General features: G+C 43.9%; 25 protein-coding genes. 14 read left to right on the forward strand and 11 right to left on the reverse strand.

Translation table 11 applies throughout. The annotated features are described in order from the left end of the window. The first annotated feature begins 5 nt into the window (after window positions 1-5). The 3 genes from FHS68_RS02605 to FHS68_RS02615 are packed head-to-tail and all read left to right on the forward strand — an operon-like array spanning window position 6 to window position 4,745. Window positions 6-1,133, forward strand: a complete 1,128-nt coding sequence (locus FHS68_RS02605) for a DUF4249 domain-containing protein (protein WP_167266976.1) — start codon at window positions 6-8, stop codon at window positions 1,131-1,133. Window positions 1,134-1,158: 25 nt separating this feature from the next. Further along, complete coding sequence (locus tag FHS68_RS02610) at window positions 1,159-2,292, forward strand: DUF4249 domain-containing protein (RefSeq protein WP_229211747.1); 1,134 nt, start codon at window positions 1,159-1,161, stop codon at window positions 2,290-2,292. Between the two features lie 32 nt (window positions 2,293-2,324). After that, window positions 2,325-4,745 carry a hypothetical protein gene (locus FHS68_RS02615; protein ID WP_229211748.1) on the forward strand — a complete coding sequence of 807 codons (2,421 nt, stop codon included), beginning with the start codon at window positions 2,325-2,327 and terminating at the stop codon, window positions 4,743-4,745. Between the two features lie 27 nt (window positions 4,746-4,772). Here the strand turns inward: FHS68_RS02615 and FHS68_RS02620 are convergent, their stop codons facing one another. Next, entirely contained in the window at window positions 4,773-5,234 is a 462-nt protein-coding gene (locus FHS68_RS02620) for an Lrp/AsnC family transcriptional regulator (RefSeq protein WP_167266978.1), read from the reverse strand. A gap of 167 nt (window positions 5,235-5,401) precedes the next feature. On the opposite strand from FHS68_RS02620, the gene FHS68_RS02625 reads away from it, so the two are divergent. Next, window positions 5,402-6,355, forward strand: a complete 954-nt coding sequence (locus FHS68_RS02625; protein ID WP_208408134.1) for an NAD-dependent epimerase/dehydratase family protein — start codon at window positions 5,402-5,404, stop codon at window positions 6,353-6,355. A 110-nt stretch (window positions 6,356-6,465) separates the two neighbouring features. Continuing rightward, window positions 6,466-7,650 carry a glycine C-acetyltransferase gene (gene kbl / locus FHS68_RS02630; RefSeq protein ID WP_167266979.1) on the forward strand — a complete coding sequence of 395 codons (1,185 nt, stop codon included), beginning with the start codon at window positions 6,466-6,468 and terminating at the stop codon, window positions 7,648-7,650. Between the two features lie 52 nt (window positions 7,651-7,702). On the opposite strand, the gene FHS68_RS02635 is transcribed toward kbl, so the two are convergent. Next, entirely contained in the window at window positions 7,703-8,506 is an 804-nt protein-coding gene (locus FHS68_RS02635; protein ID WP_167266980.1) for a transglutaminase-like domain-containing protein, read from the reverse strand. Window positions 8,507-8,688: 182 nt separating this feature from the next. Here FHS68_RS02635 and FHS68_RS02640 point away from each other — a divergent pair, with 182 nt between their 5' ends. From FHS68_RS02640 to FHS68_RS02665, 6 genes are all read left to right on the forward strand, one after another. Continuing rightward, the gene (locus FHS68_RS02640; protein WP_167266982.1) at window positions 8,689-9,222 is read left to right on the forward strand and encodes a YceI family protein; all 534 of its coding nucleotides are present in this window, start codon (window positions 8,689-8,691) and stop codon (window positions 9,220-9,222) included. 138 nt (window positions 9,223-9,360) lie between these two features. Then, window positions 9,361-10,713 (forward strand): neutral/alkaline non-lysosomal ceramidase N-terminal domain-containing protein, encoded by a 1,353-nt coding sequence (locus FHS68_RS02645; RefSeq protein ID WP_167266984.1) that lies wholly within the window; start codon window positions 9,361-9,363, stop codon window positions 10,711-10,713. 12 nt (window positions 10,714-10,725) lie between these two features. Further along, window positions 10,726-11,811 carry a Gfo/Idh/MocA family protein gene (locus FHS68_RS02650; protein ID WP_167266985.1) on the forward strand — a complete coding sequence of 362 codons (1,086 nt, stop codon included), beginning with the start codon at window positions 10,726-10,728 and terminating at the stop codon, window positions 11,809-11,811. Window positions 11,812-11,821: 10 nt separating this feature from the next. After that, window positions 11,822-12,385: an acyl-CoA thioesterase gene (locus FHS68_RS02655; protein WP_167266987.1), complete on the forward strand. Its 564-nt coding sequence runs from the start codon at window positions 11,822-11,824 to the stop codon at window positions 12,383-12,385. 83 nt (window positions 12,386-12,468) lie between these two features. Beyond that, entirely contained in the window at window positions 12,469-12,681 is a 213-nt protein-coding gene (locus tag FHS68_RS02660) for a DUF8507 family protein (protein ID WP_167266989.1), read from the forward strand. After that, window positions 12,678-13,094: a putative toxin-antitoxin system toxin component, PIN family gene (locus FHS68_RS02665; RefSeq protein WP_167266990.1), complete on the forward strand. Its 417-nt coding sequence runs from the start codon at window positions 12,678-12,680 to the stop codon at window positions 13,092-13,094. Before FHS68_RS02660 ends, FHS68_RS02665 begins: the two co-directional genes overlap by 4 nt. 25 nt (window positions 13,095-13,119) lie before the next feature. On the opposite strand, the gene FHS68_RS02670 is transcribed toward FHS68_RS02665, so the two are convergent. Then, complete coding sequence (locus FHS68_RS02670) at window positions 13,120-14,685, reverse strand: helicase HerA-like domain-containing protein (protein WP_167266992.1); 1,566 nt, start codon at window positions 14,683-14,685, stop codon at window positions 13,120-13,122. A 221-nt stretch (window positions 14,686-14,906) separates the two neighbouring features. Here FHS68_RS02670 and FHS68_RS02675 point away from each other — a divergent pair, with 221 nt between their 5' ends. The 3 genes from FHS68_RS02675 (at window position 14,907) to FHS68_RS02685 (ending at window position 18,616) form a co-directional block, all read left to right on the forward strand. Further along, on the forward strand, window positions 14,907-15,929 hold the full coding sequence (locus FHS68_RS02675) for an alpha-E domain-containing protein (protein WP_167266994.1): 1,023 nt from the start codon (window positions 14,907-14,909) through the stop codon (window positions 15,927-15,929). Window positions 15,930-16,057: 128 nt separating this feature from the next. Further along, entirely contained in the window at window positions 16,058-17,461 is a 1,404-nt protein-coding gene (glmM, locus tag FHS68_RS02680) for a phosphoglucosamine mutase (protein ID WP_167266996.1), read from the forward strand. 6 nt (window positions 17,462-17,467) lie between these two features. Continuing rightward, the gene (locus FHS68_RS02685; protein WP_167266998.1) at window positions 17,468-18,616 is read left to right on the forward strand and encodes a cysteine desulfurase family protein; all 1,149 of its coding nucleotides are present in this window, start codon (window positions 17,468-17,470) and stop codon (window positions 18,614-18,616) included. A 16-nt stretch (window positions 18,617-18,632) separates the two neighbouring features. Here FHS68_RS02685 and hemH read toward each other — a convergent pair whose 3' ends face one another. The 8 genes from hemH to FHS68_RS02725 all read right to left on the reverse strand — a co-directional run bounded on the left by hemH (window position 18,633) and on the right by FHS68_RS02725 (window position 25,574). After that, complete coding sequence (hemH, locus tag FHS68_RS02690; RefSeq protein ID WP_167266999.1) at window positions 18,633-19,706, reverse strand: ferrochelatase; 1,074 nt, start codon at window positions 19,704-19,706, stop codon at window positions 18,633-18,635. Window positions 19,707-19,718: 12 nt separating this feature from the next. Beyond that, window positions 19,719-20,669: an N-acetylornithine carbamoyltransferase gene (locus tag FHS68_RS02695; protein WP_167267001.1), complete on the reverse strand. Its 951-nt coding sequence runs from the start codon at window positions 20,667-20,669 to the stop codon at window positions 19,719-19,721. Between the two features lie 66 nt (window positions 20,670-20,735). Next, a complete protein-coding gene (locus FHS68_RS02700; RefSeq protein ID WP_167267003.1) occupies window positions 20,736-21,872 on the reverse strand; it encodes an aspartate aminotransferase family protein in 1,137 nt (378 codons plus the stop codon). A gap of 18 nt (window positions 21,873-21,890) precedes the next feature. After that, complete coding sequence (locus FHS68_RS02705; RefSeq protein ID WP_167267005.1) at window positions 21,891-22,277, reverse strand: type II toxin-antitoxin system VapC family toxin; 387 nt, start codon at window positions 22,275-22,277, stop codon at window positions 21,891-21,893. Next, a complete protein-coding gene (locus FHS68_RS02710; RefSeq protein WP_167267007.1) occupies window positions 22,256-22,483 on the reverse strand; it encodes a hypothetical protein in 228 nt (75 codons plus the stop codon). Before FHS68_RS02710 ends, FHS68_RS02705 begins: the two co-directional genes overlap by 22 nt. Before the next feature lie 45 nt (window positions 22,484-22,528). Next, the gene (argC, locus tag FHS68_RS02715) at window positions 22,529-23,512 is read right to left on the reverse strand and encodes an N-acetyl-gamma-glutamyl-phosphate reductase (protein ID WP_167267009.1); all 984 of its coding nucleotides are present in this window, start codon (window positions 23,510-23,512) and stop codon (window positions 22,529-22,531) included. After that, window positions 23,512-24,717 carry an argininosuccinate synthase gene (locus FHS68_RS02720; protein WP_167267011.1) on the reverse strand — a complete coding sequence of 402 codons (1,206 nt, stop codon included), beginning with the start codon at window positions 24,715-24,717 and terminating at the stop codon, window positions 23,512-23,514. The genes argC and FHS68_RS02720 overlap by 1 nt, the downstream gene beginning before the upstream one ends. A gap of 125 nt (window positions 24,718-24,842) precedes the next feature. Continuing rightward, window positions 24,843-25,574 carry a GNAT family N-acetyltransferase gene (locus FHS68_RS02725; protein WP_167267013.1) on the reverse strand — a complete coding sequence of 244 codons (732 nt, stop codon included), beginning with the start codon at window positions 25,572-25,574 and terminating at the stop codon, window positions 24,843-24,845. Between the last annotated feature and the right edge of the window lie 350 nt (window positions 25,575-25,924).

The following is a 25,924-nucleotide window of genomic DNA, read 5'->3' on the forward strand; positions in this document are numbered from 1 at the left end:
AGAGAATGAGATATAGCCTTTTGAAGCTTGGTTTCTTCGCGCTGCTGCTTTTGTTGGAAAGTTGTATTGAGCCATTTTCACCACCCGAGGTCAATTCAGATCAGAATTACCTGGTGGTCGACGGCTTTTTGAATGTACAGGATACAACCACAATTTCGCTGCGTAGGACCCAGAATGTTAACGAAGAATCGACATTTACAATCGAAACAGGAGCATCCCTGTCTGTGGTGGGAGAGTCTGGTGAAACCTTTCTTTTCAACGAATCGGGCCCCGGGAGATACATTCTGGAACCACAGCAGTACAATACGGCCAGCAAATACCGGCTCAGGATCAAAACAAGAAATGGCAGTGAGTACTTGTCCGATTATGTTGCTATTACAGTTACTCCGCCCATTGACAGCGTTACTTCAAAATTCGATAGCTCTCGGGATGCGATGGTTTTTTCTATCAATACCCATGACGCCCAGAATAAGACACAATTTTACAGATGGAAATTTGAAGAAACCTGGGAATATCGGTCTGCCTATTATTCTTCAATTGAAGTAGCCGATAACAACATCATCCTGCGGAAAAATGACATCAATCTGTGCTGGGGTAATGCGCTTTCGGGTAGCATTCTGTTGGGCAGCACAATAAAGCTCAGCAGCGCGATAATCAAAGACCTCCCGCTATTTCGCGTACCGGTTTCGACCAATAAGCTTTTTATCAAATACAGCGTTCTCGTGAGGCAATATGGCTTGTCACGCGAGGCATTTGAGTATTGGACTGATCTTTCCAAAACCACACAGGGAACAGGAAGCCTTTTCGATCCGCAACCATCACAAGTAACCGGGAATATTCGAAGTGTGACGGATTCAGATGATTTGGTTTTTGGTTATTTCAGCGCTTCAACCGAAGAAAGGAAAAGGCTGACCATTGTTCCGAAGCTTGGAAATTACGCAAGATGTACGCCTCCGGATACTTTTGATATTGTTTGTAACCCGTTAAGCGACAGGCAATGTGCGCTGGAAACATCAGCCCTGCTCATTACGATCGCCGGGCCACCTCTTGGTGAATATATTCTTGGTGCTCCGGCGAGTTGTGTAGACTGTCGATTGGAGGGAGGAACGACGGTCAAACCATCGTTCTGGTAACTGATAACATAACGAATCATAAAAATTGAAGATCAGGGCAAGTATACCAATTACAATACTGGGTATCTCATTTGCTGTGATGTACAGTTGTATTGAGCCCTTTTCGCCGCCCGAGGTTAACTCTATCGAGAACCATTTGGTAGTCGACGGTTTTTTGAATATCGGCAAGGATACCAGCAGGATTGAACTGCGGAGGACCCAAAATGTTAATCAGAATGCCAGCCCTACCAATGAGATTGGGGCAACTTTGACTGTGGAAGCGGAAAGTGGGGAGTCTTATAACTTTTCAGAGGCAGGTAACGGCCTATACCTCCTACCACCGCAGCAATTCAATTTATCGGGCAAATACCGGCTGAAAATTGAAACCCAGGATGGGCAGGAATATCTTTCAGAGTATGTTACTGTTAGCATTACACCGGCGATTGATAGCGTAACCTATAAGTTGGATTCAAGGCAAAATGCAATGACATTTTTGATCAATACCCATGATGACCAGAACCATACACAGTTTTACCGTTGGAAATTTGATGAAGTCTGGGAGTATCGTTCTTCCTATTTTACCAGTCTGGAAATTGTTGAAGGCGAAATTAAAGTGAGGGATGAAAATATTTATCGTTGCTGGGGAAGGCAAAATTCGGGAAGTATTCTATTGGGTAGCACTGTCAAATTAAGCAGCGATGTGATCAAAAATCTTCCTTTAAACATTGTTCCCATCAGTTCAAATAAACTTTTTATAAAATACAGCATTGTGATCAAGCAATACGGCTTATCAAAACAGGCGTTCGAATATTGGACCAGCCTGGCCAAGACGACACAGAGTACGGGCAGCCTTTTCGATCCACTTCCGTCGCAGGTAACAGGTAATATTCTCAATACAAAAAACAATAAGGAGCTGGTTTTTGGGTATTTCAGCGCGTCTACCGAGGAATCACAAAGAATTACCATCACCCCGAATCTCGGAGCATATCCGCGGTGCATCAATCCGGACACGCTTCCGATCGCTTGTGTGCCCGGAGAAGAATGTGCTAAAATTACCTCTTCGTTGCTTTTAAATTATTGGGGATTAAGAGCGGATTCCGTGCTGGTCGCGCCAGCCGAATGTTCGGATTGCAGGACGCAGGGCGGGACAACGGAGAAGCCATCGTTTTGGGGGGATTAAGATGTTGGAGTTTGAGGTAAATAGGCAGTTTCATGATCAGTGCATATAAAATGACAGCTAAGACTTTTACTTATTTCTGTTTATTGCTAATCCTTTCACTCAGGGTCGCAGCTCAGGAAGATCCCATGGTAACTTCTATCAAACAAAGGTTTGGCCTCTATGCTGAGAGGGCTGTTCAGGAAAAGATGTATCTGCATTTGGACAGGCCATTTTATTTGGTTGGGGAAACCGTCTGGTTCAAGGCCTACAATCTCAACGGCGCAACCCACCAGTTTCTGGATTTGAGCAAAGTGGCATATCTGGAAGTGCTGGATAGTGAAAACAATGCATTGGCCCAAACCAAATTTTCAATGGCCGATGGCAAAGGCAACGGATCACTTTTGATACCGTCTACCATCGTAAGTGGCAAGTACAAAGTACGGTGTTACACCAACTGGATGAAGAATTTCAGCGCCGACCAGTTTTTTGAAACCGCAATTACCGTCGTAAATCCATTCATTCGCTTTGAACCGGACAGGACTGCGAAGGGTGAGGCGCAATACGATGTACAGTTTTTCCCGGAAGGCGGACGCCTGGTAAAAGGCATTGAAAGTAAAGTCGCGTTTCGTGCGGTAGCTGTGGACGGTAAAGGAATCCGTTTCAATGGGGCATTGGTGAACCAACAAAATGATACCATCCAAAAATTCTCACCTGCGCTCAATGGTATTGGCTATTTTATGTTTACGCCAAAGGAAGGAGATACTTATAAAGCATTTGTGAACAACAGCAAGGGGAAGAGTTACGAATATCCTCTGCCCAATGTGGAGGAGCAGGGTTACGTGATGCAGGTGAGAGATTCTACTGCCAATCTGATCAAGGTAACCGTCATGGCGCGCGTGACTAGTGAAGAGCCGATCGCTTTGTATATGCTCAGCCACACCAGGCAAGCGAATGTAATGGTTGAAAAAAAGTTTCTGAATAGAAATAGGGCTGTTTTCTTGTTGGATAGAAATAAGCTGGGCGAAGGCATTTCGCACATTACCATTTTCAATGAGAAGGTTAAGCCCGTCAGCGAACGCTTGTATTTCAAACGCCCCGTTAAAAGCCTCGCCATTGAAGCCAAGCTGGGGAACAAGTTTGTGAACCGGGAAAAAATGACATTGGAACTGACCACAGCTGGAGCCGCATCCTCAGAAGATATGACAAACCTCTCAGTAGCGATTTACCTTGACGATTCTATAAGAACACCGGTTCAACAGGATATTTCAAGCTACTTATGGCTTACCTCAGACCTGAAAGGCAACATTGAAAACCCCGAGTATTATTTCAGCAATGTGACGAAAGATACCGATCAGCTGCTTGATAATTTGATGCTGACCCATGGATGGAGAAGGTTGAAATGGGACAATGTTTGGTCAAATCAAACGATTGCTTTTGAAAATTTTCCGGAGTATGACGGCCATTTTATCACTGGTAAAATGGTTAATAAATCTGATGGAAGCCCAGCAAAAGGCGTTGACGCATTTTTGGCCGCGCTGGATGTTCCTGCCCGGCTCTACGTAGCACAAAGCGACCCAAAAGGTAAAGTGGTGTTTGAGGTCAGGAAATTTACAGGCCTCAAGGAAATTACCCTGCAAACTAACCTTGCCGAAGATTCGACTCATCGGCTCGAGATTGCAAGTCCTTTTTCAAAACAATTTTCAACCACCGCATTGCCCACATTCTTTTTTGACAAAACGCTTGAAAATCAGCTGCTAACCCGTGCCATCAATATGCAGACGGGTAATGTTTTTCTGCCAAGAATTTATACGGAAAAAAAGGTAACATTGGCTGATTCGCTCGCCTTTTTTGGGTTACCTGATGAGAAGTATTTTCTTGATGATTTTACCAGGTTCCCGACTATGGAGGAAGTTTTGCGGGAATATGTAAAAGGCGTTCTGGTCAGAAAAAGGCAGAAAGAATTTCATTTCCGAATGATTGATAAGCTCCTCCCCAACACATTCTATTCCACCGATCCGCTGATATTGTTGGATGGTATCCCTGTTTTTGATACAGACAAAATCATGGAATTCGACCCTTTGAAGATTAAAAAGATCGAAACATTAAGTTCAAGGTATTTTCTGGGTCCTATGACTTTCACTGGAATAGTTAGCTTTTCAACCTATCTCAGCGACCTGGCCGGATTTGAACTTGATCCCAAAGTAATGGTTATGCCTTACGAGGGAGTCCAGGCGCAGAGAGAATTTTACGCACCCAAATATGACGGCGGAAAAGCGACAAGCCGCATTCCCGATTTTCGCAATTTGCTGCATTGGGCCCCAAATGTCACGACTGATAAAAATGGGAAAGCAGTAGTAGACTTTTACGCTTCCGACCAGACCGGGCAATATCAGGTTGTCATCCAGGGAATTACGCCTTCCGGTGTGGCAGGTACCAAAACTCTGAGCTTTGAGGTAGTCAAAAGGAATTTCTGAACCCGCATTGCCTTCATTGGAAGGCGATCAGATGTAAAATTCTGAGGTATGTTTAATCTCTTTTAAAACAAAGGTGCTGTTCAGGACGCCGATGTTATCAATTTTGGAGAGCTTATATTTTACAAAATCGTGGTATTCGTCCAGGCTGGCCACATTGATCTTCAATAGAAAATCCACCTGCCCCGCCATGTGGTAGCATTCCTGCACCTCCTGTAAATTCTGAATCTCCTGCTCGAATTTTTCAATGAACGCTTCATTGTGATATCGCATCGAAACCTGACAAATGGTGGTAACATGCCTGTTAATCAACTTCTTGTCGAGGATTGCGACATAATGTTTGATATAACCCAGGCTTTCCAGTCGCCTGATCCGCTCGTAAACCGGGGATACCGTCAGGTTCAGCATTGTTGCGATTTCTTTGGTCGTCTTTTTTGCATCTTTTTGCAGGATGCGGAGAATCTTGGTATCAATTTTGTCCAGCTGTTCCATGGGGGGAGAATATTTACTGTGGTGGCGATTGATTACATACTGCAAAAGTAATAATATCTTTCAATCTGGGATAGTGCAGGAACATTTCCTGCAACATCATTAAATTATTGAAAATAATATCCTAAAATGGGAAATTGCAAGTGATTTATGCTTTAAAAATGATTGTTATGAAATCGGAATGTATTCTGGTCATTGGGGCAAACGGGCAAATTGGCTCTGTGCTTGTTGAGTACCTACGAGAGATTTATGGGGACGATAACATTGTTGCCTCAGATATCAGGATGCGGGATGGGCATAATGGCATTTTCGAAAAATTGGATGCAACAGATGGCAAGGCAATGTCGGCCATTGTGAAAAAATATAAAATTACCCAGATTTATCACTTGGCAGCGATCCTATCCGCCAAAGGTGAGCAGGAGCCGCTGAAAACCTGGGATATCAACATGCAGACCTATTTCAATGTGTTGGAAGCGGCAAGGGAAAATAAGGTTAGCAAAGTCTTCTATCCAAGTTCAATTGCCGTTTTCGGTGATCATGTTGATAATAAGGCTGACCAGTTTTCTTTCTTAAATCCCGCGACCGTTTACGGGATCAGTAAGGCGGCTGGTGAAAACTGGTCTAATTACTATTTCAAAAGATATGGCACGGATATTCGCTCATTGCGGTATCCGGGCATCGTTGGATATCAGTCGATGCCTGGCGGCGGCACCACAGATTATGCCGTTGACATTTATCATAAAGCAGTTAAAGGCGAGGATTTTGAATGTTTTTTAAAATCCGAAACAACGCTTCCAATGATCTACATCAGCGACGCCATGGACGCGACAGTCCGTCTCATGGAAGCGCCCGCTGAAAAACTTACAGTACGAACCGGCTATAACCTGGCGGGAATGAGCTTCTCTCCCAAAGAAATTGCCGAAAGCATTCAAAAGACTATCCCTGATTTTAAAGTGACCTATAAGCCCGACTTTCGTCAGGCCATCGCAGAATCCTGGCCCGCCGAAATAGATGATTCACAAGCCCGAAAAGACTGGGGATGGCGCCCCGCATATTCCCTCGACAAAATGACCGAAGAAATGATAACCCAGCTAAGAAAAAAGTATGACCTGATTAAAAATTAACTAATTCGTTCATTCACCTAGCCAGTCATTCCCGTCCCACGGGGGCCGTCCCACGGGTTCCGTCCCACGGCGGACTCATTTACTCATTCATTCATTCAAAATTAAACCCCATGAACGCTACCATCCAAAACGAACTGCAACAAGAACTTGAAGCAATCAAGACGGCGGGGTTATATAAAAAAGAACGTGTCATTACCACGCCCCAGTCCGCATACATTGCAACCGATGGCAAAAAGGTACTGAACTTCTGCGCCAACAATTACCTGGGACTTTCATCGCATCCGGAAGTGATTGAAGCAGGCATTGATGCCATTAACACCCACGGATTTGGCATGTCTTCGGTACGTTTTATTTGTGGTACCCAGGATATTCATAAGGAATTGGAGCAAAAAACTGCGGAATTCCTGGGTATGGAAGATTGCATTCTCTACGCGGCCGCCTTCGATGCCAACGGTGGCGTTTTCGAACCATTACTTAATGAGCAGGACGCTATCATTTCCGACGAGCTTAACCATGCCTCGTTGATTGACGGCATCAGGTTATGCAAAGCGAAACGCTTTCGCTATAAGCACAATGATATGGCTGATCTTGAAAAACAGCTCAGTGATGCAAAAGGAAGCCGCAGGATTTTGGTTGTTACTGACGGTGTTTTTTCTATGGACGGAACCATTGCGCAGCTGGATACCATTTGCGATTTGGTCGAGCAAAACAATGCAATGGTCATGATCGACGAATGCCACGCTACCGGTTTTATGGGTAAAACGGGAAGAGGTTCTCACGAATTCAGAAATGTGATGGGCCGCATCGATATCATAACCGGAACATACGGGAAAGCACTCGGAGGCGCCTCCGGCGGTTTTACAGCTGCTAAAAAAGAGATTGTTGAAATCCTTCGCCAACGCTCACGACCGTATTTATTTTCAAATACATTGGCACCGTCGATTGTTGGGGCTTCCATTAAGGTTTTAGACTTATTATCTTCTTCCACATCGCTTCGAGATAAACTGGAAAAGAATACTGCTTATTTCCGCAAAGCAATGACCGAGGCAGGTTTCGATATCCTGCCAGGCGAACATCCAATAGTTCCTATTATGCTATATGATGCCAAGTTAGCTCAGGAATTTGCGGCCAAATTGCTGGATGAGGGTATTTATGTGATTGGATTCTTCTATCCGGTCGTTCCCCAGGGCAAAGCACGGATTCGTGTCCAGATATCCGCCGGGCACGAGCAGGAACATTTGGAAAAAGCAGTCGCTGCATTTACGAAGGTTGGTAAAGCGTTAGGGGTTGTTTAAAATCGGGACAGACTTACCAAGTTTTTTTAAACTTGGCAAGTCTCGCTACTAACTACGCCTTTTCGGCTTCCAGCAATACCGCTTCCACGTGCAATGACTGCAAAGTAGCATTACCATATTGGGTAACCATCGCGACGTCGGCGGCGTCTCTTCCGTGGGCAATTTCGATGCGGTAGCCACTGGTTTTTTCCTGTACCGCATCGAAGGTGTACCAATCATTTCCAATATAAACTTCAAACCAGGCATGCAGGTCCATTACTTTCAGCCTGTCCAGGTATCCGACGGTCATTCGTGTGGGAATGCATAGATTGCGGCACAATGCTATGGCCAGGTGCGTGAAGTCACGGCACACCCCTATACGATTGCGTGCAAGGTCGAGTGCGGTAGTGCTGGCATCTGTTACGCCGTATTGATAGGTAATGTTATTATGTATCCATGTTCTTATCGCTTCCACCTGTGCATACCCGGGTGCGAGATTTCCAGCAATCTCCATTGCCAGCATATTGATCTCATGTAAATCCGATTCACAGTACCTGCTGGGCAGAATGTAATGCATGACGTCATCGGGCAAATCTCCCACCAGCATGTATCCAGGAGGCGGATTTGGAATAGCTTTCGTAGGATTTACCTGCGCTTGTACTTCGGTTGAAATCGTAACCTGTCCAACAGGCAGAATTGTCCTCTGACAAGGGTTTCCGTAAATATCAATGTATTCTGAAAACGGGACCGGTGGCTCAATGCTAAATCCTTCCTGGATAATCGACTGTCCTTCCTGGCGTCGTGGCCGCAACATCGTGGTCACAGTAGTGGGAGTATACACGTCATACGTGAATACACTTCTTCCCTTCATTTTCATGGATGAGTCTTTTTATTATGATTGGCAAATGTAATGACAATGCATTTCTTATAAATTACGTGCCATTTTATTTTTATAATAACGGTGCATACGTTCTCTGAATTAAAACATTTTAATACTGGTTTCTCAATAGGAATATTAATTTTAGGATCAGTAGCGTATGAAATTAAAATCGTTGGCGTATGGCAGTTACAAAATGGATCGTAGACCCGGAACACTCGGAAGTAAAGTTTAAAATCAAACACCTCGTAATTTCCTCGATCACAGGTTCTTTTAATAATTTCGAGGGCGGGGCAACATCGGATCTCAATAATTTTGAATCGGCGGAAATTCACTTTTCGCTTGATGTAAGCAGTATCGACACGAATGTTGAAATGCGTGATGACCATTTAAAATCTTCGGATTTCTTTGATGCTGCGCAATTTCCTCATATCACCTTCCAATCAAATTATTTTCATAAAGTGAAGGGCGATAACTACAAGCTTTCCGGCTTGCTTACCTTGAAAGGCATTACGAAACCCATTGAACTTGATGCTGAATATGGCGGTTCGGAGCGGGATGCTGAAGGGAATCTGCGGGTTGGATTTGAAGTGGAGGGGCGACTTAGCAGGCAGGAATATGGACTAAATTATATGCAATTGACGGATTCTGGCGGTTTGGTTATCGGGGAAGACGTGAAATTGATCGCTAGCATTCAATTGGTTAAGCAATCTTAGGCACATCATCATTGGGAGGTTCAAATCCTGTACAACCCGACAATGCTATGTAGCATTGCCGGGTTTTTGCTTAATGAGGATATTCCTGAACACTTTTCCTTTTACCTTTAAACCACTTTACCTTCCAAAGTTGCTTCTATGAGGTTTTTGAAAATCCTGCTGAAAATAATCGGTTCAGTAGTCCTGCTTTTGTTATTGGCGATTGCAACCATGGTAACGACCATGGACCACACACCTTATAAGGAAATGCCGTACTACGGACGGTGGAAAAAGATCATAAGTGAGGTTAAGGCAGACACTTCCGGATCGACGGGCACATTTCGGGCGGGTTGGGCGAAAGTAAATATCACTCCTTCATCCCCAACGCCAACTGCGGGTTACGGCAATCGCAAGGGCAAGTTATATACATCCGTTCATGACTCGGTTTATGTGAGGGCAATGGTGGTAGACAATGGTTCCACACAGGCTGCCATCATCGCTGCGGACTTGCTCATTATTCCACCCACCGTCATAAAAGCCTTACAATCAAAGCTTACTGAAAAGGAAATTCCATTCGATCAGGTATTCTTCGGAGCTACACATAGCCATAACAGCATAGGTGGTTGGGGAACTGGCATATCAGCTTTGTTTTTTTCCGGAAAATTTGAACAGGCAACGGTCGACCGTCTCGCTGATGCTTTTTTTCAGGCGATTGTTCAGGCAAAAGCGGCAATGGAACCCGTCAAACTTACCTATCTGGAATCCATTGATAGCGTGGACATCCGTAACCGGCTGGTAGGTGAAGAAGGCGGGATCGATCCGGAGATACGTTCGGCCGCATTTACAACCCAAAGCGGGGAAAAGGCAATCCTGAGCTCTTTCGCAGCACATTCGACAGTCCTAAATTCTAAAAACATTGTCCTATCCCGTGATTATCCTGGAACGCTGGTCGATTCCCTCGAAAAAGGAAGGTACAATTTTGCGATGTACATGGCCGGGGCCGTAGGAAGTATGGGGCCGATCGAGAAAGGGACGGATGACTTTGATGAGGTAAAAAATCAAGCTTTTGGTGTGCAGTCGGCATTGCTAAGTTCGTCGACCATTCGGGAAGTGTCGAAAAGCGCTGTACTGGGAGCAATTACATTACCCTTGCCTTTACGCGATCCTTCGCCTAGGGTTACCATGAACATTGTCTTGCGTTCGTGGGCATTTAAACAGGCATTTGGGGAATATCCTGTTTTCATAAAAGCATTGCGGATCGGCAACATTCTGATGGTAGGAATGCCCTGCGATTTTTCAGGGGAATTGATGAAAGAGCTGGACGCTTATGCAAAAACCAAAGGGCTAAACCTGATGGTAACCAGTTTTAATGGAGGTTACATTGGCTATATTACACACGACAAACATTTCGATAAAGATCTTTATGAAACCAAAACCATGAGCTGGTACGGCCCTTACAATGGAGCTTATTTACAAGAAGTAATCAAAGATATTATTGACAAATTATCCTAACCAACCTATACGATGAAAGCATTCTTACTGTTGATTTTCAGCCTTTTGACAATTCAGGCAATGGCACAAAAGCCTGTTCGTATTGCTGTTGCAGGACTTACCCACGGACATGTGGGCTGGGTTTTCAACCGTTCAGATAAGAAAGACACGGAGCTGGTAGGAATTTATGAGACAAACCCGGAATTGGTCAACCGGTTTGTAGAAAAATATAAACTGGATCGAAAGCTATTCTTTACAGATTTAAATAAAATGCTCGACGAGGTAAAGCCAGAAGCGGTTTCGGCATTTGGGGCTATCAATGAGCACATTAAGATTGTACGAGCATGTGCACCGCGCAAAATCCATGTGATGGTGGAAAAGCCATTGGCGACAACTTATGCAGAAGCAAAGGAAATCAATGCATTGGCCGAGAAGAATGGCATTCAGGTATTAACCAATTTTGAGACGTCCTGGTATGCTAGTAATCAATATGTGAATAAATTGGTCGAGGACGGGAAATTGGGGGAGATCCGCAAGGTAATGGTCAATGATGGTCATCAAGGGCCGAAGGAGATCGGCGTTAGCAGTGAATTTCTGGAAATCCTGACAGATCCTGTAAAAAATGGTGGTGGCGCATTAATCGATTTTGGTTGCTACGGTGCCAATTTAATGACCTGGCTTCTGAAGGGTGAGCGCCCGCTTTCAGTTACCGCTGTAATCCATCAGGACAAACCGGAGATTTATAAGAATGTAGACGACGAAGCCTCGATTGTCTTGCAATATCCCAAGGCGCAATGCATTATCCAGGGGTCGTGGAACTGGTCTTTTGCGCGAAAAGACATGGAAGTGTTTGGTAATAAGGGTTACGCAATTGCTGTGAATGCGACCACGGTTCGCCAGAGATTTCAAGAGAAATCCCCCGAAGAAACCATTAAGCTTGATCCCAGACCGGCACCTCACACTGATCCGTTTTCTGTTTTAGCCGACGTCGTACAAGGCAGGTTGAAATTGGATAAGAATGATCTGTATGGCTTGCCCGTGAATGTGATTGCGGTAGAAATATTGGATGCGGCAAGGGAATCGGCAAAATCCGGAAAAACGATTTTTCTCAAAAAGTAACTGTTGAAATATGGAGCCCCGCTCTGTACACTTTTCTCAAACCACCCTGACGGAGCTGATGATTCCTTCCTATGCCAATTTTGGAGGGAAAATTCATGGCGGTATCCTGCTTTCGCTCATTGATAAAGTTGCTTACTCATGTGCGGCGAGGCATGCAGGCACTTATTGCGTAACAGTTTCCGTCGACGGCGTCGATTTCCTCGAACCTGTTGAAGTAGGGGACCTCGTTTCGCTGCATGCTTCTGTCAATTATGTCGGCAGGACATCATTGGTGATTGGAATCCGGGTGATTGCAGAAAATGTGCGGAACGGGATCCAGCGGCATACCAATACTTCCTATGTTACAATGGTCGCGAAAGGCGATGACGACAAGCCGACGGTTGTTCCTGAATTGTTACTGGAAAACGAAGAAGACGCGCGGCGGTTCCTGGAAGCGATCAAACGAAGGGAATTAAAGGAAACCTATCGCGATGCATTTGACAATGCCAAAACGAGGCTGGATGTCCAGTCAAATCTGGAAAGATTATCCCAGCAACGTTGTGTGATTGGCTGGGATAATGATTTGGCATCTTGAAAAATAGTTTTAAGATTGCCGATCCGCTATTTTAGTATTAAAAAAGATGGAGACTATCGATTTTAAGAAACTTGGTAAAGAATATGGAAGCTCTCAGTAATCTTCAATTGGAACTCTTAAAGGTTTATTCTCGTCCGGTTTCCGAGGATGACCTCCTGGCAATCCGGCATTTTTTGGCCAATTACTTTGCCGAAAAATCAATGAACCTGGCAGATGCTGTGTGGGATAAAAAAGCATGGACTGAAAAAGATAGTGATCGGATGATGAATGAGCATTTCAGGAAATCCGATCAATGATCAAAGCCGTTATAGATACAAATATATTTTGGGTTTCAATATCACGACGCTCTTCCTCACATTGGCTTTTTGAGAGGTTAATCAAAGGAGACTTTATCCTGCCCGTCACCACCGAAATCCTTAAAGAATATGAAGAAGTTATTGGCAGACGAATGGGCGCAGAGGTCGCCAATGCAGTAATGGAAACGCTGGATTATCTGCCCAATGTTGAGTTGATAACTCGATATTATCAGTGGAAATTGGTTATAGCAGATCCTGACGATGATAAGTTTTCGGATTGCGCTGTGGCAGCTAATGCTGATAGCCTGGTTACACACGATGGACATTTCAACTCATTAAAAAATATCATGTTTCCAAAAATCACCGTCATAGATTTATCGACATTCGAAAACATGATCTCCGATATTAGCTGAAATTGAGTTGCCCGATACAAAGACCCTAAAACCCAAATAACCCACCACCAGTCTTCCTGGTCGTTGTGCGGGACCTGGTAGACTTTCCGAAGAGCATTCCGAAAACGCCTCTTACAACTTCACGACCTATTTGTTTTGCGAGAGGGGAGTTCAATGCATCTGAGAATACGCTCTTTTCTTCTTTTTCCTTTTTAGCCTCAACCACTTCCTCATTTGCTTCGGCTTCAACTTTGGCGTGTGCCTCCATCCTTTTGGTCAGCATTTCATAGGCGCTTTCCGGATCGACCGGGTCTTTATATTTCTGGTAAAGGTCCGATTGCTGGACGTGGTTGTCATAATCGGCCTGTACCATAGGCCCCATAATGGAAGTAGGCGGAAGTAAATGGGTGGCTGCAACTTCTGTCGGGATACCTTTTTCATTTAGTACCGTAATAAGCGCCTGACCAATCCCTAATGTGGTTAGAACCCGATCGATGGAGTAAAAATCTGATTTTGGATAGGTTTTCACAGTTTGCTTTAAAGCATCTGCATCCTGCGGGGTAAATGCCCTCAAAACATGTTGAATCCTGTTACCTAGCTGGGATAGCACTGTCACAGGAACATCCTGGGCCATTTGAGTACAAAAGAAAATCCCTACCCCTTTGGAACGGATCAGGCGAACGACCTGCTCGATCTGATCCAGGAATGCTTTTGGCGCATCTTTAAATAGTAAATGTGCTTCATCCAGAAAGAATACTAGCTTGGGTTTGTCCAGGTCACCGGCTTCCGGGAGTTTGGAATACAGCTCGGCAAGCATACTTAGCATAAATGTTGAGAACAATGCAGGCTTGTCCTGAACATCGGAAATATTAAGCAGGCTGATCACACCCTGTCCGTCCACACGGCTGATCAGATCGGTGATATCGAAAGATTTCTCCCCGAAAATGGTACCTACCCCCTGCTGCTCCAATGCAACTATCTTTCTTAGTATGGTTCCCGCAGTGGAAGTGGAAATGCTGCCGTAGTCACTTCTTATCTCAGCTGCACCCGGGCCTTCGGATAAGTAATTCAGTACTTTTTTCAGGTCATTCAGATCAACCATAGGCAGATCTTTATCATCGGCATATTTAAAAAGAATTGCCAAAACACCGGATTGGGTATCATTCAATTCAAATATTTTGGATAAAAGAATTGGTCCGAATTCCAGAATGGTAGCGCGCATTTGAGCACCTTTTTGGCCGCTAAGCGAATATAACTCAACAGGATAACCAGTAGGAGAAAACGTGGTTCCCAAAACCTGGGAGCGCTCTTCCAAAGCAGCATTGGACTTACCAGGTTGTGCAATGCCTGATAAATCCCCTTTGATGTCCGACATAAATACAGGAACGCCAGCCATGGATAATTGCTCAGCCAATACCTGCAAGGTCCGGGTTTTTCCCGATCCCGTAGCCCCTGCAACAAGTCCGTGCCGGTTCATCATCCGCAACGGCAGATTTACTCTTGCTTCTCCAATGATTTCAGCTTCCAGAATGGCCGAGCCGAGACGGATAACAGGTTTATCCGTTAGGTAGGATTTCTGAATTGCGGCAACGAACTGTTCTTTTTTCGACACAGAAATGACGGGTTATAGGTTATGAAATGAATATTTACAAAATTTAGATGTTTCGGGAATTTTCCAAGCCAATGAGGGTATTTTTCCTGAAATTATAATCTTTCGAGATAGAGTATTACTTTTCGCATAATCTTGTAAATGCAAAATTTTATTAGGTATTTTGGTGCATTCGCTTAACAATTATTCTGATTATTCATTTTTAAAGACAATACTTATCTTATATGCTTAGTCGAGTTGCTAATTCAATTTACTGGATGAACCGTTATATGGAGCGGGTCGAAAATTACGCCCGTTTCGTAGGAGTTAACTTTAATCTTGCATTGGATTTGCCGCCTGACGTGGACGAACAATGGGAACCGCTTCTGATCGCAACTGCTGATCATTTTTTGTTTTATAAATATTATGAGAAGCCCACGAAGGAAGACGTGATTCATTTTATGACATTCGATAAAAGGAATCCGAATTCGATCATAAGCTGTCTTTACGAGGCCAGGGAAAACGCTCGGACCATTCGCGAGACCATCTCAAAAGAAATGTGGGAGAGCATTAACACATTTTACCTGTCTATCCGCGCAGCTTCCCCCGATAATTTCAGAAATATGGACCATATGCAGTCCTATTTCACTGACATCCGCAAAAGTTGCCAGCTTTTTCATGGAGTTGTTGATGCCTCCATTACAAGGAACGAGGCTTGGCATTTTGGAAGGCTGGGCCGGCACATTGAGCGGGGGGATAAGTGCTCCCGTTTTTTGGATGTTAAATATTTCACACTCTTACAGGATTCAGGAACGTCGGGATCTACATTGGATCTGATGCTCTGGACGGCGGTACTAAAATCGGTGAGTGCCTATAATATGTACAGGCAAACGCACCGGGCTTTAACGCCTATGAACATTGTTGCCTTTTTAATCCTTGACAAATTATTTCCAAGGTCAATCGCCTATTGTGTTCGCCAGGCAGAACTTTCACTTTACGCCGTCGCAGGCTCTATCCCCGAGCGCGGACATACCAATCCGGCTGAGCGTGCATTAAGTAAGCTGCGCAGTGACCTGGAATTTACAGACGTGGAGGATGTTTTTAAAGCGGGACTTCACGAATACCTGGATACGTTTCAAACCAGAAATAACGAGGTGGACAGCGCAATCTTTGATATGTACTTCGGATTGGAGACCGGGCAGTCACAAAGCCAGAGCCAATCGATGGGACAAACTTCCGGACATTTCAGGGGACAATGGATGAATTGAAAAGAATTTACACTGATCGGTTTATGTAAACCGGAAATTCGCTGGTTGTATTGTTTGTTCAAAAATCGGATAGCAGAGAGGGAAATTTAGTATTTTTACAAACTAAACAAAAAGGGGAATTCTAGATCGTGACGTTAATTAAATCTATCTCGGGAATCAGAGGTATCGTGGGTGGAAAATCGGGTGAAGGTCTGACTCCGATTGATATTGTTAAGTTTGCTGCTGCATACGGAACATGGCTGAGGCGAAATAATCCGCAAAATTCAAAAGTAATTATCGGTCGGGATGCCCGTCTTTCGGGTGAAATGGTGAGCCGCCTGGTTGCGGGTACATTGCAGGGTGTTGGCCTTCACGTTATAGATCTTGGACTCTCTACAACTCCCACCGTTGAAATAGCGGTCACGGCTGAGAAGGCGGCAGGCGGGGTTATTCTCACTGCAAGCCATAATCCCATTCAATGGAATGCTCTGAAGCTTTTGAACCATAATGGGGAGTTTATCTCTGAATCGGATGGTGAAGAAGTTTTGAGAATTGCAGATCAGGAAGATTTTACTTTTGTGGATGTCAAGAAGCTGGGAAGCTACGCCACTGACGATACATATCTCCAAAAACACATTGATCATGTATTATCATTGTCATTGGTAGATGTTGAAGCGATCCGGAATGCTAATTTCAGAATTGTAGTAGACGCAGTCAATTCGACTGGCGGGATTGTTGTCCCCATGCTACTGGAGGCACTTGGAGTGGCTTCCAAAAATATCAAAAAACTTCATTGCGATCCTACCGGTAACTTTGCGCACAATCCCGAACCCCTTCCTGAGCATCTCCGTGATATCAGCAAAGAACTGAATAATGGGGCATTTAACCTGGGAATAGTCGTTGATCCGGACGTAGACCGTCTGGCCTTGATCTGCGAAGATGGTACCCCTTTTGGCGAGGAGTATACCCTGGTAGCAGTAGCCGATTATGTGCTTAAAAACACCCCAGGAAACACCGTTTCCAATCTCTCCTCAACCGCAGCATTAAAAGATGTGACCGTGAAAGCTGGTGGACAATATTTTGCTTCCGCAGTAGGAGAGGTGAATGTGGTGAATTTGATGAAAGAACACAATGCGGTTATTGGCGGAGAAGGAAACGGAGGGGTTATTTATCCTGAAAGTCATTATGGAAGGGACGCATTGGTTGGTATTGCACTATTCTTAACGCATCTGGCGAAATTCGGTAAGACAGCTTCTGTCTTACGGAGGGCATATCCAAGTTACTACATCTCAAAAAATAAAATTGAACTCACGGCGGATATTAACGTTGATAACATATTAAGTCGCATTCGCACAAGGTACGCGAAGCAACCGCACAATACCATTGATGGCGTGAGAATTGAGTTTGACCGCGAGTGGGTGCATTTGCGCAAATCAAATACAGAACCGATCATCCGGATCTACTCCGAATCGGAAACGCAGACTACTGCGATCAATCTCGCCAATAAGATCATTTCAGATATTAAGGAAATAATATCTGAGCCAAAGAAATAAGAAAATATGAAAGTCTATCTGGATAACGCCGCTACGACCCAACTGGATCCGGAGGTGCTGGAAGTAATGCTGCCGCTCATGACGGAGCAGTTTGGAAACCCATCGTCTATTCATTCTTTTGGACGGGCAGTGCGGTCGTCTATTGAAAGAGCCAGAAAAAGCATCGCGGGTATCTTGAATGCCGCGCCGGCTGAAATATTCTTTACTTCCGGTGGTACTGAGGCTGATAATACAGCCATTTGTTCAAGTATTGAAACACTTGGTTTGAAACATGCCGTCACATCTCGTATAGAGCACCACGCTGTGCTGCATACATTGGAACATTTGCAGAAAACCGGCCGTATCCAGCTTAGTTTTGTTGATTTGAATGAACAAGGAGAGGTCGATTTGCAGCATTTGGAAGAATTGCTATCCTTCAATTCCCGCTCGCTCGTTTCGCTGATGCATGGAAATAATGAAGTCGGCAATTTGCTCGATTTAAATGCGGTCGGAGATATTTGCGAAAAGTATAATGCAGTATTTCATAGTGACACTGTGCAGACGATGGGTCATTACAAACATGATTTACAGCAGATTAAAGCCAATTTTATCGTTGGTGCAGCGCATAAGTTTAATGGTCCGAAAGGAATTGGGTTTCTGTATGTGAGGCCGGGCATTAAGATCATGCCTTTCGTACATGGCGGTGCACAAGAGCGTAATATGCGTGGGGGAACCGAGAATATCTACGGTATTGTGGGTCTTGCCAAGGCATTGGAAATTGCATATCGAGATATGGATGACCATCGCAGCCATATTGAAGGGCTTAAAACACGGATGATTGCAAAGCTTCGTGCTGAGATAGACGGTGTAACATTCAATGGCAATTCCTCGGATCTGGAAAAGAGCTTGTATACGGTACTCAATGTCAGTCTGCCGCCTTCCGAAATCAGCGATATGTTGCTATTTAACCTGGATATCGCAGGAATTGCCGTTTCTGGCGGTAGTGCCTGTTCCAGCGGAACCGACATTGGTTCTCATGTCTTAAATGAACTGCAAATTGATCCTGAAAGGGCGAATGTGCGTTTCTCTTTTGGAAAATATAATACAGAGGGGGAAGTTGACTATGCAGTAAAAACGCTGGCGGATTTGTACAAAAAGGAAAGCGTAATTGTTTAAAGCGAACCAGCTGCTACTATACAGCTGGTTTTGTAATCAAATCTTCAAGGGCTTCGATCCAGATATCACCGTCGTTCAAGCTCTCCACCAATTGCCAGTGTGTTCCACCCGCTTTCTCGAAAATTTCTTTATACTCCTCACCAACCTCAATGGTGGTTTCAAGGCAATCAGCTACAAATGCAGGGGAAAATGCCAACGCAGTTTTGACACCTTTCTTTGTTAATTCTGGAATTACTTCGTCTGTATAAGGCTTAATCCACGGGTTTTTGCCTAATCTCGACTGAAAGCAGGTCGTATATTTTCCTTCCGGAATGTTCATTTCTTTGACAAGCAACCTGGTCGTTTCAAAGCATTGCGCCCGGTAGCAATGCTGATTCCGGTGGTCCAGCGTATCGCAGCAGCTTCCAAACTGACAAAAACTGCCAGTCACATCCCCTTTAAGAATCTGACGTTCCGGCAAGCCGTGGTAGCTGAATACAAAATGATCATAGGATCGTTCAGCCATGTATTTCTTGCCAAGTTTTGCAAAACCTTCAATGAATTTCGGGTGATCCAGAAAGCGGTTTACAAAACGGATCTCGGGTAATATCTGCCAATCTTTCACAACCCGCATTACCTCCTGATAAACAGATCCGGTAGACGCGGAAGCATATTGTGGGAAAAATGGTACTATGATAATCTCAGAAAGGGTCTGTTGGCGTAATGCTTTCAAACCATTCTCAATGCTTGGACTCTGGTAACGCATTGCGAGTTCCACCACAAAATCATTCCCCAAAACCTGTTGTAGCTTTTCCTTGACCGCGAAACCGTAAATTTTCAGAGGAGAACCGTCAGGCCGCCAAAGTTGCTTGTAAATTTTCGCTGATTTGGGTGCCCTGAATGGAGCGATAATTAAATTGATAAGCAGCCACCGGTTCACAAAAGGGATATCGATCACGCGCTCATCCATTAAAAATTGGCGAAGATATTTGCGCACATCCGGTACCGACGGACTATCTGGTGTACCCAGATTTACAATCAGTACACCGGTTTTCCGGATTGTTTTTTTATCAGTTGATGTATTCGGTTGAGCCGAAATGAATGTACTCATTATTAAATTTTTTCACATTAATCCAAGTAAAATTTCCTTTAAAGCTGCCTGGGCCGACCATTCGCGGTTGGCCGCCTGTTCGATTACCAGGGATCTCGGGCCGTCCAGCACTTCATCTGCTACTTTCATATTCCGACGGAGCGGAAGGCAATGCATAAACTTACCATTATCGGTCAAGGCCATTTTTGCTTCTGTAATCATCCAAGAAGGATCACTGGTAAGTACTTGCCCATAATGCTGGTACGACGACCAATTTTTTCCATAAACAAAGTCAGCGCCTTCCAATGCTTTATCCTGGTCATAAATGACCTGCCCCTTACCAACAAACTGAGGATCAAGATCATACCCTTCCGGATGTGTTATGACCAACTCCACATCCATTGGGTTCATCCATTCGCAAAATGAATTTGCTACTGCCTGTGGCAGCGCTTTGAAATGAGGCAGCCAGGATAAAACTACCTTCGGGCGTTCCTTAATTTTGAATTCTTCTATTGTCATGCAGTCGGCCAGAGATTGCATTGGATGCCGGGTAGCTGACTCCAGGTTTATAATGGGGACTTCTGCATATTTTTTGAATTGCTGAAAAACAATTTCTGCATAATCCTTTTCACGATCTTGTAACTCTGCAAAAGAACGTATGCCAATGATATCACAATAACTTCCGATTACGGCGGCGGCTTCCTTTACATGTTCGGCCTTATCCCCATTCATCACCACTCCTTCTTCCATTTCCAACCCCCAGCCGTCTTGCCCGACATTCATGGTTATCACATGAAGTCCCAGATTTTGCGCCGCCTTTTGTGTGCTGATACGGGTCCTCAGGCTTGAATTGAAGAAAAGCAATCCAATGGTCTTGTTTTTTCCAAGGTCGTTATCAGCAAATGGGTCTCGTTTCGCTGAAATACCGCTGGTAATGAGCTGGTTCAGGTCGGTTACGTCTTTAACGGATAGGAAGTGCTTCATTCAATTTAGTTATTCACAGGATTTAGGCTCAATCCCTGCACCAATTGCAGGCTAATGTTTGCTGACTTAGATATTGGTAACAGTCACTTCTTTCCTCAATGTTTCCAGGAATATATCCGCTTCTTCTTTACCCAATGCCAGTGAAGGAAGTAAGCGGATCGTATGGGCGCCAGCCACTCCTGTAAAGATTTTATGTTCAAAAAGCATTTTATTTCGCAGGTCTTTGACCGGGAATTCATATTCAATTCCGATCATGAGACCTCTTCCTCTTAACTCCTTATATCCTCCAATATCTTTGATTCCCTCAAAAAGATAATTTCCGATTTCCGCTGCATTTTCAATCAGATTTTCATCTTTCATGATATCTAAAACGGCAACACCAGCAGCGCAAGCTAAATGGTTGCCGCCAAAAGTAGTGCCAAGCAGACCATAACTGGCTTTAAATTTAGGAGAGATCAAAATTCCACCGATTGGAAAACCGTTACCCATTCCTTTGGCCATGGAAATAATGTCCGGCTCGATGCCGCTGAACTGGTTAGAAAAGAATTTTCCAGTACGCCCGTATCCGCATTGTACACTATCCAAAATTAGAATTGCGCCGGTTTCATCACACTTGCGTCTCAATGTCCGCAGGAACTCGTCTGAACAAACATTAATGCCTCCTACACCCTGGATTCCCTCGACAATAACGGCGCAAACTTCATCGGTAATGCCATTGTCCGCCGCTTTAATATCATTGAACGGAAGAAAAGTGACGTGTTTGTTATAATTAACAGGAGCTACAATGGAGGGATTATCGGTTGCAGCAACAGAGCCGGCTGTGCGGCCATGGAAGGATTTGGTAAAGGAAATAACCTTGGTTCTGCCGTTGTGAAACGAAGCCAGTTTGAGTGCGTTTTCATTGGCTTCCGCCCCAGAATTGCACAAGAATAGCTTGTAATCGGGATATCCGGAAAGTACTCCAAGCTTCTCAGCCAGTTCTTCCTGCAACGAAATTTTTACAGAATTTGAATAAAAGCTGATCGCGTTAAGCTGCCTTGTGAGCATTTCAACATAATAAGGATGGCAGTGACCTACGGAAATCACGGCGTGGCCACCGTAAAGATCGAGGTATTTCGTGCCATTTCGATCCCACAAATAACTTCCCTGAGCCTTAACCGGCTCTATATCGTAGAGGGGGTATACATCAAATAAATGTGACATGGTATTCAGTATTTAATATTAGACAACATCCAAGTTTTCGACTCGTTGGAAATGTCCCTGATTGAGTGTTTTGATGGGTAGTTGAAAAGTAATTGCGGTTGCAGCAATGAAGATATCCCGAAATTCAATAAGTGAATTTCGCCTTCGGAGATTGTGAAAAATTTCAGCAGCCCTAAGAGAAACTTCTTCGCTAAATGGCAGAACAGGTATGCCATCCAATAAAATCTCAACATCTTTTTTCTTCTGTACATCGGTCGCTCCCATCATTAGCTCATAGACAGTAACCGCAGAGACAAATAAAGAAGCATCATTGGGCAACGACGCCAAAATGGTTCTGGATTTATCAGCTTTGCGGAGGTATTCTATAAATACGCCCGTGTCAATTACCATTCCGGGATTTTCCAATGATCTAATTTTTTTGCATTTTCTTCTAACAGAAAGATATCAGCTTCACTCCATGTTGAAACATTTTTGATTTTTTCTTTCCAGACAGTCATATTACCTTCTGACTTTTTCACTTTTTGTTGAAGTAAAAGTGTATCAGCATAGGACAGCAGCTGCTTCTGATGCGTTTCACTGAGTTGGTTGAATGTTTGCAGTAAATCAGTCATAGCGAGCGGGTATTAACATGAATGGTATCAAATACGAAAATAACATTACAACGCTGGTGCTTTCAGTCTCAAACCGGCGTCCTCTGCCAGTCCGAACATCAGGTTCATATTCTGAACCGCCTGCCCCGACGCACCTTTTGTGAGGTTATCGATAATACTTGTAATCAACAATTGGCCATCGTGCACTTCCAGATGAATAAAACATTTATTGGTATTAACAATTTGTTTCAAATCAACCGGAACATCACTAACATAAGTAAACGGTGCATATGCATAGAACTCCTTATACAAACTTTTCGCATCTTCAATCGTACCCTCAAATGAGGTGTAAACATTTGCCATGATACCTCTCGTGAAATCGCCGCGATAAGGGATAAAATGGACAGCCTTGTCAAAACCGCTTTGTAACTTACCCAGGCTCATCTTTATTTCACTTAAATGCTGATGATTGAAGGCCTTATAAATAGATATATTGTTGTTTCGCCAAGTAAAATGAGTGGTTGCGCTCAGCGATTGTCCGGCTCCTGTGCTTCCCGTGATAGCGCTGACGTGAATGTTGTCTTTTATTAAGCCTGCTTTCGCCAATGGCAGAATAGCAAGCTGAATGCTGGTAGCGAAACAACCTGGATTTGCAATTTTATCGGCAGAACTAATTTTGTCCTTTTGTAATTCTGGCAAACCGTATAGAAAACCGTCAGTTTCGTCCCGGAAGTCGGTACTTAGATCAATAATCTTAATGCTTTCAGGTACAATGAATTCATTTAAAAATTTCCTTGATTCACCGTGTCCGGAGCAGAGAAAAATAACATTCAGCCCCTCCGCATTTAATAATGGTTGAATCTCATCACCGGAAAAAACCAAATCCGTATCACCAAGTAAATCTGTGTGCGTAGCATAAACAGGCTTTCCCGCTTGACTTTTACTATGTGCGAATAAAATTTCCGCGAAAGGATGGTTAACTAAAATCCTGATCAATTCACCCCCCGTATATCCAGCCGCACCAATAACTCCTATATTGATTTTACTCATTATTCCTGATCATTGAACTCTCTTACCTTCTGATAAATCATCACCTGATTGGAAACAACTTTTGAAAATCCTCTTACATCATCACCGGTCCACGCATTATTCATTTCGCCATAGCTGCCAAATGTAGAAGACATAAGGTCGAAAGGTGATTCAATACCTTCAATGTGGAAGCGATAGGGTGCCAGATAAACATGAACTTTGCCGGTTACATGCGTCTGGGTGTCTGTTAGGAAGGTCTCTATATTCCGCATAACGGGTTCTACAAACTGCCCTTTGTGCAGAAGGCTTCCGTACCAGTTGGAAAGCTGCTCTTTCCAGTAAAGCTGCTGCTCACTCAATACGTGTTTTTCAAGCGTGTGATGGGCTTTGATAATGATCAAAGGAGCCGCAGCTTCAAAGCCTACCCGACCTTTAATTCCAATGATCGTATCACCCACATGTATGTCTCGGCCTATACCAAATGGCTGTGCAATTGCTGCCAGTTTTTGGATCGCCGCGACGGAATTTTCAAATTTCTCACCTGCAACACTTTTGAGTTCACCCTGAACAAATTCCAACGTGATTTGTTCAGGGTCAGTTTTAGATATTTGCGTAGGCCACGCAGATTCCGGTAAATATTTTTCAGACGTTAATGTTTCTTTCCCTCCAACAGAAGTACCCCAAAGTCCCTTATTAATGCTGTACGCAGCTTTCGCCCATTCCCTTGCGACACCCTTTTTCGTGAGGTACTCAATTTCAGCTTCGCGGGAAAGTTTGAGATCGCGGATCGGGGTAATGATCTCTGCCTCAGGTATGATAATGCGAAAAGCCATGTCAAAACGGACCTGGTCATTTCCTGCACCTGTACTTCCATGCGCAATCGCACTAGCGCCAATCTCCTTTGCGTATTCCGCTACCGCGACGGCCTGAAAAACGCGCTCCGCGCTTACTGAGAGTGGATAGGTATTATTTTTAAGAATGTTCCCAAAAATGAGATACTTAATGCAATCATTATAGTAATCAATTGTTTTAGAGATCGTCACATGTTTTTCGACACCCAAGGAATAGGCATTGGCTTCAATGGTTTTCAAATCTTCCTCCGAAAAACCACCCGTGTCGACCAAAACGGAATGGACTTCGTAACCTTTATCTTCGGCTAAATATTTAACACAAAAGGAGGTATCCAATCCTCCACTGAACGCTAACACTACTTTTTGTTGTGACATTATATTGAATTGGATTTCTCTAAATGCTTTCGAATTGAACTACAAAGAAACAAAAAAATACCTCGCTTCGGGCTTATTCAAGGTCCGCGCGAGGTATTTAAAAGATATTCAAATGAATGCAGTACCTAGTGTACAAGCATTGCCCCGGCGTTTTTCTTTTTCGCGCGTTCCTCCCTTCGCAATAATATGCGTTGTTTGATACGCATCCAGCGTTCGTAAAGGCTATACTCTTTTAGGAAATCCCAGGAATGCTTTTCGACTTCAGTTCCGGTCGTCGCTGCTTCCAATTCTGCTTTTTTCTTATCATCGGGATTATACATCATGCCGGTACAGAGGCAGTGTTTTCTGCCTGTCCGGGTCAGTACGTCGTAATTAACACAACTCGCACAACCTTTCCAGAATGCATCATCAGCAGGTAATTCGCTGAATGTAACAGGCTCATATCCCAGGTCAGAATTTATTTTCATAACGGGCAAGCTGGTAGTTATCCCGATTATTTTGGCATCCGGATATTTCTGACGGGATAATTCAAACGCTTTTTGTTTGATGGCTTTTGCCATTCCGCTGTTACGGAAATCGGGATGGACGATCAATCCTGAGTTTGCTACAAATTTGCCGTGTTCCCAAGTTTCAATATAACAAAAACCTACCCACTCGCCGGTTTCAGTAATCGCTATAATCGCTTTTCCCTCAACCATTTTTTCCATGATGTAAACAGGGGAACGTTTGGCTATGCCCGTACCACGCTTTTTAGCGCTCTCCTCCATTTCAGCACAAATAATGTCGGCGAAGTGAAGATGATTTTCATTGGCAGTCTGAATGATAAATTTACTGTCCACTACTTCGGTATTTTTCATTGATGGCTATGCTGACAAAAAATTCAAAACAATAACATTTCCCCCAGATGATAACGATGGGACGTTTAGGATTATAATAAGAAAGCGAGGATAAAGTTTTTACCACGTAGGTAAAATATAATTATGCGGTCCACAGGGACCTGAATCGGAAAGGCGTAGTATGAAGAACAGTTTGTATTCCGTTGTTATTCATTGACTTGCTTGTGAGTCTTGTAGCGTGCAAATTTTGAAAAAAAAATTATCACTCCAAAGAAACAGAAGATATATTTTTATGGTTCGTTTCGAGGCATAAGTTTTAATCCACGGTTTAATTTTGCATCTGATGCTTTCAAAAATTCGTCAAGACCCTT

Source organism: Dyadobacter arcticus, from assembly GCF_011762185.1.
In the GTDB taxonomy this organism is placed as follows: Bacteria; Bacteroidota; Bacteroidia; order Cytophagales; family Spirosomataceae; genus Dyadobacter; species Dyadobacter arcticus.

Bases quoted from the DNA above. Each gene is read 5' to 3' on its own strand.
- FHS68_RS02605 (WP_167266976.1), top strand. From the start codon at position 6: ATGAGATATAGCCTTTTGAAGCTTGGTTTCTTCGCGCTGCTGCTTTTG.
- FHS68_RS02615 (WP_229211748.1), top strand. From the start codon at position 2,325: ATGATCAGTGCATATAAAATGACAGCTAAGACTTTTACTTATTTCTGT.
- FHS68_RS02620 (WP_167266978.1), bottom strand. From the start codon at position 5,234: ATGGAACAGCTGGACAAAATTGATACCAAGATTCTCCGCATCCTGCAA.
- FHS68_RS02625 (WP_208408134.1), top strand. From the start codon at position 5,402: ATGAAATCGGAATGTATTCTGGTCATTGGGGCAAACGGGCAAATTGGC.
- kbl (WP_167266979.1), top strand. From the start codon at position 6,466: ATGAACGCTACCATCCAAAACGAACTGCAACAAGAACTTGAAGCAATC.
- FHS68_RS02635 (WP_167266980.1), bottom strand. From the start codon at position 8,506: ATGAAAATGAAGGGAAGAAGTGTATTCACGTATGACGTGTATACTCCC.
- FHS68_RS02640 (WP_167266982.1), top strand. From the start codon at position 8,689: ATGGCAGTTACAAAATGGATCGTAGACCCGGAACACTCGGAAGTAAAG.
- FHS68_RS02645 (WP_167266984.1), top strand. From the start codon at position 9,361: ATGAGGTTTTTGAAAATCCTGCTGAAAATAATCGGTTCAGTAGTCCTG.
- FHS68_RS02650 (WP_167266985.1), top strand. From the start codon at position 10,726: ATGAAAGCATTCTTACTGTTGATTTTCAGCCTTTTGACAATTCAGGCA.
- FHS68_RS02655 (WP_167266987.1), top strand. From the start codon at position 11,822: ATGGAGCCCCGCTCTGTACACTTTTCTCAAACCACCCTGACGGAGCTG.
- FHS68_RS02660 (WP_167266989.1), top strand. From the start codon at position 12,469: ATGGAAGCTCTCAGTAATCTTCAATTGGAACTCTTAAAGGTTTATTCT.
- FHS68_RS02665 (WP_167266990.1), top strand. From the start codon at position 12,678: ATGATCAAAGCCGTTATAGATACAAATATATTTTGGGTTTCAATATCA.
- FHS68_RS02675 (WP_167266994.1), top strand. From the start codon at position 14,907: ATGCTTAGTCGAGTTGCTAATTCAATTTACTGGATGAACCGTTATATG.
- FHS68_RS02685 (WP_167266998.1), top strand. From the start codon at position 17,468: ATGAAAGTCTATCTGGATAACGCCGCTACGACCCAACTGGATCCGGAG.
- hemH (WP_167266999.1), bottom strand. From the start codon at position 19,706: ATGAGTACATTCATTTCGGCTCAACCGAATACATCAACTGATAAAAAA.
- FHS68_RS02695 (WP_167267001.1), bottom strand. From the start codon at position 20,669: ATGAAGCACTTCCTATCCGTTAAAGACGTAACCGACCTGAACCAGCTC.
- FHS68_RS02700 (WP_167267003.1), bottom strand. From the start codon at position 21,872: ATGTCACATTTATTTGATGTATACCCCCTCTACGATATAGAGCCGGTT.
- FHS68_RS02710 (WP_167267007.1), bottom strand. From the start codon at position 22,483: ATGACTGATTTACTGCAAACATTCAACCAACTCAGTGAAACGCATCAG.
- argC (WP_167267009.1), bottom strand. From the start codon at position 23,512: ATGAGTAAAATCAATATAGGAGTTATTGGTGCGGCTGGATATACGGGG.
- FHS68_RS02720 (WP_167267011.1), bottom strand. From the start codon at position 24,717: ATGTCACAACAAAAAGTAGTGTTAGCGTTCAGTGGAGGATTGGATACC.
- FHS68_RS02725 (WP_167267013.1), bottom strand. From the start codon at position 25,574: ATGAAAAATACCGAAGTAGTGGACAGTAAATTTATCATTCAGACTGCC.